Here is a 7,371-nt window from a genome sequence, read left to right on the forward strand (position 1 = left end):
GGGTGCGGCCTGCGGGATCAGGCCGGGCTGCCCGGTCGCGTCCTGCACGGGGACACCCGGGAACCCGGGGACCTGCTGCGCGGGGGCCGCGGGAACCCCGACGGGCACGGGCGCGACGGGCGCGGGCGCACCGGGAACGGCTGCCTGCCCGGCCTGTGCGGGGACGCCCTGCGCGGGCGGGCCGGCCGGCGCCTCCGCGGGCTGGGCCACGGCCCGGCGACGGCGGCCCGTGGGCGCGTTGGTGGGGTGCGGCTGGGGCGGGGTGTGGTCGGCGGCCTGGTCGTGCGGCACGGCGTCGTGCCGGCCGTCGTCACCGTGGCCGTCGGCGGGCAGGGGCTGCGCGAGGCCGTTGGCGGCAACGGGAGTGGCCGCCGGTACGGGGGCCGGTGTCTGACCCGGTGCCGGAACCTGCCCGGGCACCTGCGGCTGCCCTGGCACCTGGGCCGGGAGGTGCCCCGGAGCCTGGCCGGGGAACGGCCCGGGCACCTGGCCCGGAATCTGCCCTGGAGCCGCCGTCTGTCCCTGCGGCTGGGCAGGCCCCTGTGTCTGCACCGGTGCCGCCGGGGCCGGGGCGTCGGCCGGGCGGTCCGCGTCGGCGGGCGGAAGGGCGAAGACCGAGCGGGGGGCCGCCTCCTGCGCGGCCGCACGCTCCGACGCGGCCGCGAGGGCCCGGCGCCGGCGCCCGTCCTGCTGCGGAGTGCCGTCACCGGCCGGCCCCTGACCGGCGATCTGGAGCTCGCCCTGCGGCCGCCCCGGTTCGGCGGAGCCGCCCGCGGGCAACGCGGCCGGCAGCGCGTGCTGTTCGCCGCCCTCGCGCCGGGCCCGACGCCCCGCCGGGACCGGCACGCCCTGCGGCGGTACGGTCCCGCCGAGACCGGTGCCCACGGCCGCGGACCCGGCACCGTGCTCGCCGGCCATCACCACGGCACCCTCGGACACCCCGGTTTCGGCGGCCTCGGCACCCTCGGCGGGCCGCCCACGGCGTCGCCCGGTACCGCCGGAGCCGTCGCCGTCGTCACCGGAGGCCTGCGCCGGTACGGACACCGGCTGTTCCTGCTCGGCCGCCGCCCGCCGCCTGCGCCGCCCGGTCGGCGGCACGGCGGCCGGCACGGACTCGTCGGTCCCGGCCGGGACGTCGGCGTCCAGGAAGGAGTCGGTGGAGGAGCGCCGGGCCCGCCGCCGCCCGCCGCCCTCGGCGGGAGCGGTTTCGGCCGGGACACCCTCCGCGGGGGCGGCCTCCGCGGGCGCGGCCTCCAGCGCGGCCGGACCGGGAGCCGCGACGGCTCCCGCCCCACCGCCGATGGGTACTTCGAGGACGTACGCGCTGCCGCTCATGCCGGGCACCTCGTGCGTCTGGAGCACACCGCCGTGGGCGCGCACGATCCCGCGCACGATCGGCTCGTGCACCGGGTCTCCCCCGGCGTACGGCCCGCGCACCTCGATGCGGACGCCCTCGCCGCGCTGCGCGGCCGCGACGACGACCGTGTTGTCCATGTAACCGCCCGCGGACACGGGTGAGTTCCCGGTGGCGTCGACCCCGGCCACGTCCGCGATGAGGTGCGCGAGCGCGGTCGCGAGGCGCTGGGCGTCGACCTCGGCCTCGATGGGCGGCGCGTGCACGGCGAACTGGACGCGTCCCGGCCCGATGAGCTCGACCGCGCCGTCCACACCGGCCGCGACGACCGCGTCGAGCATGACGTTCGTACGGACGATGTCGTCGGCGCCCGCGTCGAGGCGCTGGTAGCCGAGGACGTTGTCGATGAGGTTGGTGATGCGGGAGTAGCCGGCCGAGAGGTGGTGCAGGACCTGGTTGGCCTCGGGCCAGAGCTGTCCGGCGTCGTCGGCGGCGAGCGCGGACAGTTCGCGGCGCAGTTCGTCGAGGGGTCCGCGCAGGGAGCGCCCGAGCAGGGTGAGGAGCTGGTCGTGCCGGCCGGCCAGGGCCTCGTACCGGTCCTTCTCGCGCTCGCCGAGCGCCGCGTACCGCTCCTCGCCGGCGGCGATCTCCTCGTCGTGCCGCTCCTGAAGCTCCTCCAGCTCGGCGATGTGCTTCTGGCGCAGCGCGGTCAGCTCGGAGGCGTGCTCCTCCTCCAGCCGTTCCAGTTCCTCCGCGTGCGCCTTCTCGGCGGCGGACTTCTCGTCGGCGAGGGCGTCGTAGGGCCGCCGGTCGGTGAAGGTGAGCACGGCGCCGACGAGCTGGTCGCCGTCGCGCACGGGCGCGGTCGTGAGGTCGACCGGGACCTTCTCGCCCTTCTTGGACCACAGCACCTGCCCGCGCACCCGGTGCTTGCGCCCGGAGCGCAGGGTGTCGGCGAGCGGGGACTCCTCGTACGCGAAGGGGGTGCCGTCGGCGCGGGAGTGCAGGACGAGGTCGTGGAGCTCGCGGCCGCCGAGGTCGCTGGCCCGGTAACCCAGTATCTGGGCGGCGGCCGGGTTGACGAGCACGATCCGCCCGTCGGTGTCGGTGCCCACGACACCCTCGGACGCGGCCCGCAGGATCATCTCGGTCTGCCGCTGCGAACGGGCCAGCTCGGCCTCGGTGTCGACGGTGCCGGTCAGGTCGCGTACGACGAGCATGAGCAGCTCGTCGCCGCTGTAGCCGTAACCGTCGTAGGCCTGCTGGCCGTTCTCCAGGTTGGCGCTGGTGACCTCGACGGGGAACTCGCTCCCGTCGGTCCTGCGCGCCACCATCCGGGTCGGCTTGGTCCGCCCGCGCGGGTCCATGTGGTCCGGCCGCCGCATGGAGCCCGGGATGAGCCGCGAGTCGAACTGCGGCAGCAGGTCCAGCAGTCCCCGCCCCACCAGAGCCGTTCCGGGCGCCTCGAACGCCTCCAGGGCGATGGTGTTGGCGTTGACGACGGTCCCATTGGCGTTGACCAGCACCAACGCGTCGGGAAGCGCGTCGAGTATGGCTGCGAGGCGAGCAGCGCCTCGGGATGGCCTGCTGCTCACGAGACGCTTCCTCCCTGTTACCGCACCTTGCCGACCGTTCGGGCCATCTTGCCAAGGGGCCCGCGACGTGTCACGCGAGGGAGTCTAAGCGCAGCGGTTGTGCGGGGGTGCCGGATGAGAGGGAGGTCGCACGACGAAGTGAAGTAGAACGTGTGACCGCCTTTCGGGGGCTAGGTGTCCATGCCGGGGAGGAGGGGCACGAAGCGGTCCCAGCGCGCGGTCTCGCAGCCGTTGCTGCGGTCGAACCGGGCGTCCACGGGGCGGCCGGCCCACGTCCCGGTGACATGGGCGGTGGCGGGACCGCCGTAGAGCATCGTGCAGACGCTGCCCTCGGGGACGGGGGCGAAGGTGTCGCGCCCCCACCGGGTGTTCCTGTCCAGGCCGGCGCACGCGCCCGCGGGGTCGGGGTGGGTGCCGCGCGCGGGGTGGCAGTCGACCTCGAAGGTCCCGTCGGCACCGTGGCCGGCGTCCCGGACGGTGACGGTGAGGTGGTCGCCGGTCGGGGTGTACGCCGTCGCGGGGGTGGGGGCGAGGGCGGCGAGGAACAGCGGGAGCGGACTCAGCCGTGCGAGCCGGCCGGGCCGGATGACGTATGACATGCCCTGACTAACGGCGGACGGCGCCGTACGTTGCGAGCGAGCGGTGGAAGCACTTTGCCCTGCGCCCCGCCTGCCTAGTACCGTGGGAGCCGATTGGTGGCACGACCTCCGGCTGTGTCATCATCTGCACGCACCACTCGCGCTCGCGCGGGCGGCTGTGCTGGAGGCGTCGCCTAGTCCGGTCTATGGCGCCGCACTGCTAATGCGGTTTGGGACTTAAATCCCATCGAGGGTTCAAATCCCTCCGCCTCCGCGCACGATCACGAAGCCCCGGTCCCAGCGACCGGGGCTTCGTCGTTCCTCACTTCGCTCAGATGTGCGTTTTCGCAGGTCACAAGGGGTATGGCTAACGGATTTCACATGCGAGCGGCAGTCATGTAATGTTCTTCCTGTCGCCGCGAGCGGCCCGGAAGGGCAAGGAACGGCGAGAAAACAGAACAAGCACTCGTAGCTTAACGGATAGAGCATCTGACTACGGATCAGAAGGTTGCAGGTTCGAATCCTGCCGAGTGCACACAGGTCAAAGCCCCCTCGGGATCATCCCGGAGGGGGCTTTGTCGTGCTGTGCGGGAGCGAAGTACGGCAACGCTTGATGTCAGTCGGAGGAGGAGCTTTGACCGGGAGCGCCGGGCGGCTCGACTTGATCGTCCTGGACGACGGCGTGCAGGGCGTTGCCGTCCGGCTGCTGTCACCGACTCCGCAGTACGACCACTACGAAGCGGAGATCGTCATCCGCAGTGACTTCGTGAACGCCACTGTGCGGACGGACTGCACCGTCGGTGACTTCGACGACTGGGCGGTGCTGTTGGACGCCGTCGCAGAAGGTGACGACGACTCGGGCACCGAATTCTCCGGTGCCTGGCCGGTCCAGGGGCGGGCGGCCTACCTCGTCTTCGTCGTCGAGGACCCGTACGTGGTCGAAGTGCACGACGGGTCCGGTACCCAGATCTCCGTCCGGGTGCCGGTCGATCTCAAGGCCGGATGGATCGAGGCCGCCCGAGAGCGTCTGGTCGCTGTGCGGGGTGTGGTCGGGGTCTAGCGCGCCCACGTGTCGACCTGCGAAGGCCCCGGAGTGTGATCTCTCCGGGGCCTCTTGCGGTGATCGGGACGGTGGGGCGTCCGTTCATGCCGGGGGCGTGGCCAGGGTGTGGAAGGCCTGGATGGTGCGGGGGTGGGCCAGTTCGTCCAGCAGGTGGCGCCAGTCGGGGTCGGTGGTGGCCGGGTGGGTCTCGTCCCAGGCGGTGAGGAGCGGGGACAGGTCGCTCTCGGTGGCGGTCTGGGCCGGCGGGGAGGACAGGAGCTGGTTCATGGGAGTTCCTTCCGGAAGGGGCCGGTGCCGATGGCTTCCACGATGCCGTCGGTTCCGGGGCCGCGACATGGAGCCGTCCGCCCGATCCGGGGTGGGGCAAGCCGCACCCCCCAGGGGTCGTCAGCCCCCCTCGTCGTAGCCCTGTGTGATCGTGACCGGCATGGGTGAACTGGTCGAGCGGGTGGACGAGGAGGACCGGGTCGTCGGGGTAGTGGACCGGGCCGAGGCCGTCGGGAAGGGGTGGCTGCACCGGGTCGCGACCACCGTCTGCCGGGATCCGCGCGGGCGGATCCTCGTGCATCGGCGGCCGGAGGGCGTCTCGCGCTTTCCCGGGCGGTACAACTGGCTGGTGGGCGGGGCCGTCGAGGTCGGGGAGTCGTACGAGGCGGCGGCGGCCCGGGAACTCGCCGAGGAACTGGGGGTGTTCGGCCGGCCGCGTCCCGTCCTCAAGTTCCTGTGCCGCGGCGAGATCAGTCCTTACTGGCTCGGGGTGCACGAGGTGGTCGTGACCGCGCCGCTCGTGCCCGACCCGGGGGAGATCACGTGGTGCGGGTGGTTCGGGGAGGGCGAGTTGCTGGAGGCGGTGGGGAGCGGGGCGTTCGTGTCCGACGGGGTGGAGGTCCTTCGGCGGTACAGGGCGGTACGGGGCGGTCCGAAGGGCCGGTCGGCGCGGTGAGTTGTGCTCCGGGCCGGCCGTGCGCCCGGCTCAGCAGGCCGGGCTCACCGCGGTGCGCGGCAGCGCCGGGCGGGGCAGGGTGACGACGGTCCCGGACGGGCGCGGGTCCTTGCGGGGGCCGGCGAAGACGAACAGGCGCAGGACCAGGAAGCGGCCGATGCCGGCCAGGGCCGAGGCGCCGAGGTAGACCACCTGTTGTGCGACCGTCCCCGGCGCCGACTGGATCAGGTGCAGCAGGAACATCGCGGCGCAGGTGACGGCGTACGCGGCGGCCGCCGAGCCGGAGGACTGGAGGTGGCGGCGCCAGCCGGGGCGGCGGCCGGTGCCGAAGGTGAACAGGGCGTGCAGCTCGGTGCACAGGAGCGTGCCGGCCACGGTGACCACCGCGTTCGCCATCGCCCACGGCATCGTCACCGCGACCAGCGGCACCGCGAAGCTGGACAGGACGCCGATCCCGCCGCCGCAGACGACGAAGCGCACGAAGGAGGCGACGGCGCCCGGCGTGGACGGGGACTGGGTCCGGTCGGCCGTCTGCGGCTCCATGGTGTTTCCTCCGGCTCGGCGCTGGCTTGTCGATCCGCTGGATCCCGGATGGACCAGCCGTGATCAACGATGCCGTCGCGAGGGCGCCGAATCGATGGAGCACACTCCCGAACCGGGGGTAGGGCTGGCTGCACCCTCGGGGTGGGGAACCCCGTCAACTCCCGCTGTGATCCGGGGCGCTCGCCCCGCTGTCGGCTCGCGCTACTCGCCTTCCGCGTCCTTCGCCCGCAGCTCCTCGATGTAGGCGAGCGTCAGGTTCGTCGTACGGCTGAACCAGTCGTGGAGCACGGCGATCTCGTCGGCGGAGTACTCCGCGAAGACGGCGTCGAGGCGGTCGTAGTACGGCTGGTAGAGGGCGACGACCTTGGCCACGGCGTCGGGCTGCGCGGCGACCCGGACGCGGCGGCGGTCGGTGGGGTCGGGGACGCGGGTGACGTATCCGCCGCGTTCGAGGCGGTTGAGGATGCCGGTGACCGCGCCGGTCGTGACGTGGGCGTGCTCGGCCAGGTCGCCCGCGGTGAGGAGGTTCTCGCCGGCCTTCAGGACGCAGGCGAAGCTCAGCAGGTCGGTGACGTTCAGGCCCAGCCGCTGGGCCATCTCCTGCTGGCCGAGGTGGGCGGTGGCGATGAAGAAGTCCATCGCCTCCAGGGCCTGGGCCGGAGTGGCGGAGGGGCGGGGCTCGGCGTGCATCGGAATCCTTATTCCCTTAGCTTGTGAGAGGTTTCTTTGTTAAATTTCTTAGGAGGTAAGAGAACGGGTCGAGGAGGCTCTGTGAGTGCACATCAGTATGACGAGGGGCACACGGTCGCGGGGTGGACCGGAGTCGCCGTCGCCACGGTGGGGACGTCCGTGCTGGGGCTGGGGGTGTGCACGGTCTCCGGCGTGCTGATCGCCGTCGGTCTTGTGATCACCGCGGCGAGCGCCCTCGTGACCTGGGCCCTGCACCTGACCGGCTGGGGCAAGCCGCCGGGGCGCCGGCCGCGCGAGCAGTGGGCGATGCGGGTGCGGGACACCGGCGCCCGGCAGGGGCACCCGGGGTGCGTCGGATGCCGGATGGCGGGACGCGCCGGCGCGCGGACCGGTGTGGTCGGGGCGCGGGCCGCGGCGGCACTGGAGGCGATGCCCACGGAGTCGGGGGCAGCGGCGCCGGGGGCGGTGTCCGCGGACCCCGTGTCCGGGGAACCGGTGTCTGTGGTGCCCGTGTCCGTGCAGCCCGTGTCCGTGGAGTCGTCGCGCTGACCGGTCCCGGCGCCGCTCGTGCCGTCCCGTCCCGTTGTCAGTGGTGCCCCCTACTC

Annotated in this window: 8 protein-coding genes and 2 tRNA genes; 5 read left to right on the forward strand and 5 right to left on the reverse strand. The window is 73.2% G+C overall.

All coding sequences use genetic code 11. The annotated features are described in order from the left end of the window. Positions 1 to 2,949 (reverse strand): PAS domain-containing protein (locus tag AOJ26_RS34800; RefSeq protein WP_078960144.1); only part of this gene is annotated, 2,949 nt, incomplete at its 3' end. A 170-nt stretch (positions 2,950 to 3,119) separates the two neighbouring features. Then, positions 3,120 to 3,548: an SSI family serine proteinase inhibitor gene (locus AOJ26_RS34805; protein ID WP_053852359.1), complete on the reverse strand. Its 429-nt coding sequence runs from the start codon at positions 3,546 to 3,548 to the stop codon at positions 3,120 to 3,122. A gap of 162 nt (positions 3,549 to 3,710) precedes the next feature. Here AOJ26_RS34805 and AOJ26_RS34810 point away from each other — a divergent pair. The 3 genes from AOJ26_RS34810 (at position 3,711) to AOJ26_RS34820 (ending at position 4,587) form a co-directional block, all read left to right on the forward strand. Further along, positions 3,711 to 3,801, forward strand: a tRNA-Ser gene (locus AOJ26_RS34810). A 188-nt stretch (positions 3,802 to 3,989) separates the two neighbouring features. After that, positions 3,990 to 4,062 (forward strand) — tRNA-Arg (locus AOJ26_RS34815). Between the two features lie 99 nt (positions 4,063 to 4,161). Then, complete coding sequence (locus tag AOJ26_RS34820; protein WP_053852360.1) at positions 4,162 to 4,587, forward strand: DUF5959 family protein; 426 nt, start codon at positions 4,162 to 4,164, stop codon at positions 4,585 to 4,587. A gap of 84 nt (positions 4,588 to 4,671) precedes the next feature. Here the strand turns inward: AOJ26_RS34820 and AOJ26_RS34825 are convergent, their stop codons facing one another. Beyond that, the gene (locus AOJ26_RS34825) at positions 4,672 to 4,857 is read right to left on the reverse strand and encodes a hypothetical protein (RefSeq protein ID WP_053852361.1); all 186 of its coding nucleotides are present in this window, start codon (positions 4,855 to 4,857) and stop codon (positions 4,672 to 4,674) included. 160 nt (positions 4,858 to 5,017) lie between these two features. Between AOJ26_RS34825 and AOJ26_RS34830 the strand changes: the two genes are divergently transcribed. Then, on the forward strand, positions 5,018 to 5,533 hold the full coding sequence (locus tag AOJ26_RS34830) for an NUDIX domain-containing protein (protein WP_053852362.1): 516 nt from the start codon (positions 5,018 to 5,020) through the stop codon (positions 5,531 to 5,533). A gap of 30 nt (positions 5,534 to 5,563) precedes the next feature. On the opposite strand, the gene AOJ26_RS34835 is transcribed toward AOJ26_RS34830, so the two are convergent. Both AOJ26_RS34835 and AOJ26_RS34840 read right to left on the reverse strand, forming a co-directional pair. After that, positions 5,564 to 6,076 (reverse strand): GtrA family protein, encoded by a 513-nt coding sequence (locus AOJ26_RS34835; protein WP_053852363.1) that lies wholly within the window; start codon positions 6,074 to 6,076, stop codon positions 5,564 to 5,566. A 201-nt stretch (positions 6,077 to 6,277) separates the two neighbouring features. Then, entirely contained in the window at positions 6,278 to 6,766 is a 489-nt protein-coding gene (locus AOJ26_RS34840; protein WP_053852364.1) for a MarR family winged helix-turn-helix transcriptional regulator, read from the reverse strand. An 81-nt stretch (positions 6,767 to 6,847) separates the two neighbouring features. On the opposite strand from AOJ26_RS34840, the gene AOJ26_RS34845 reads away from it, so the two are divergent. After that, a complete protein-coding gene (locus AOJ26_RS34845) occupies positions 6,848 to 7,315 on the forward strand; it encodes an HGxxPAAW family protein (protein ID WP_053852365.1) in 468 nt (155 codons plus the stop codon). The last annotated feature ends 56 nt before the right edge of the window (positions 7,316 to 7,371 follow it).

It is taken from the genome of Streptomyces sp. NRRL B-24085 (assembly GCF_001282115.1).
In the GTDB taxonomy this organism is placed as follows: Bacteria; Actinomycetota; Actinomycetes; order Streptomycetales; family Streptomycetaceae; genus Streptomyces.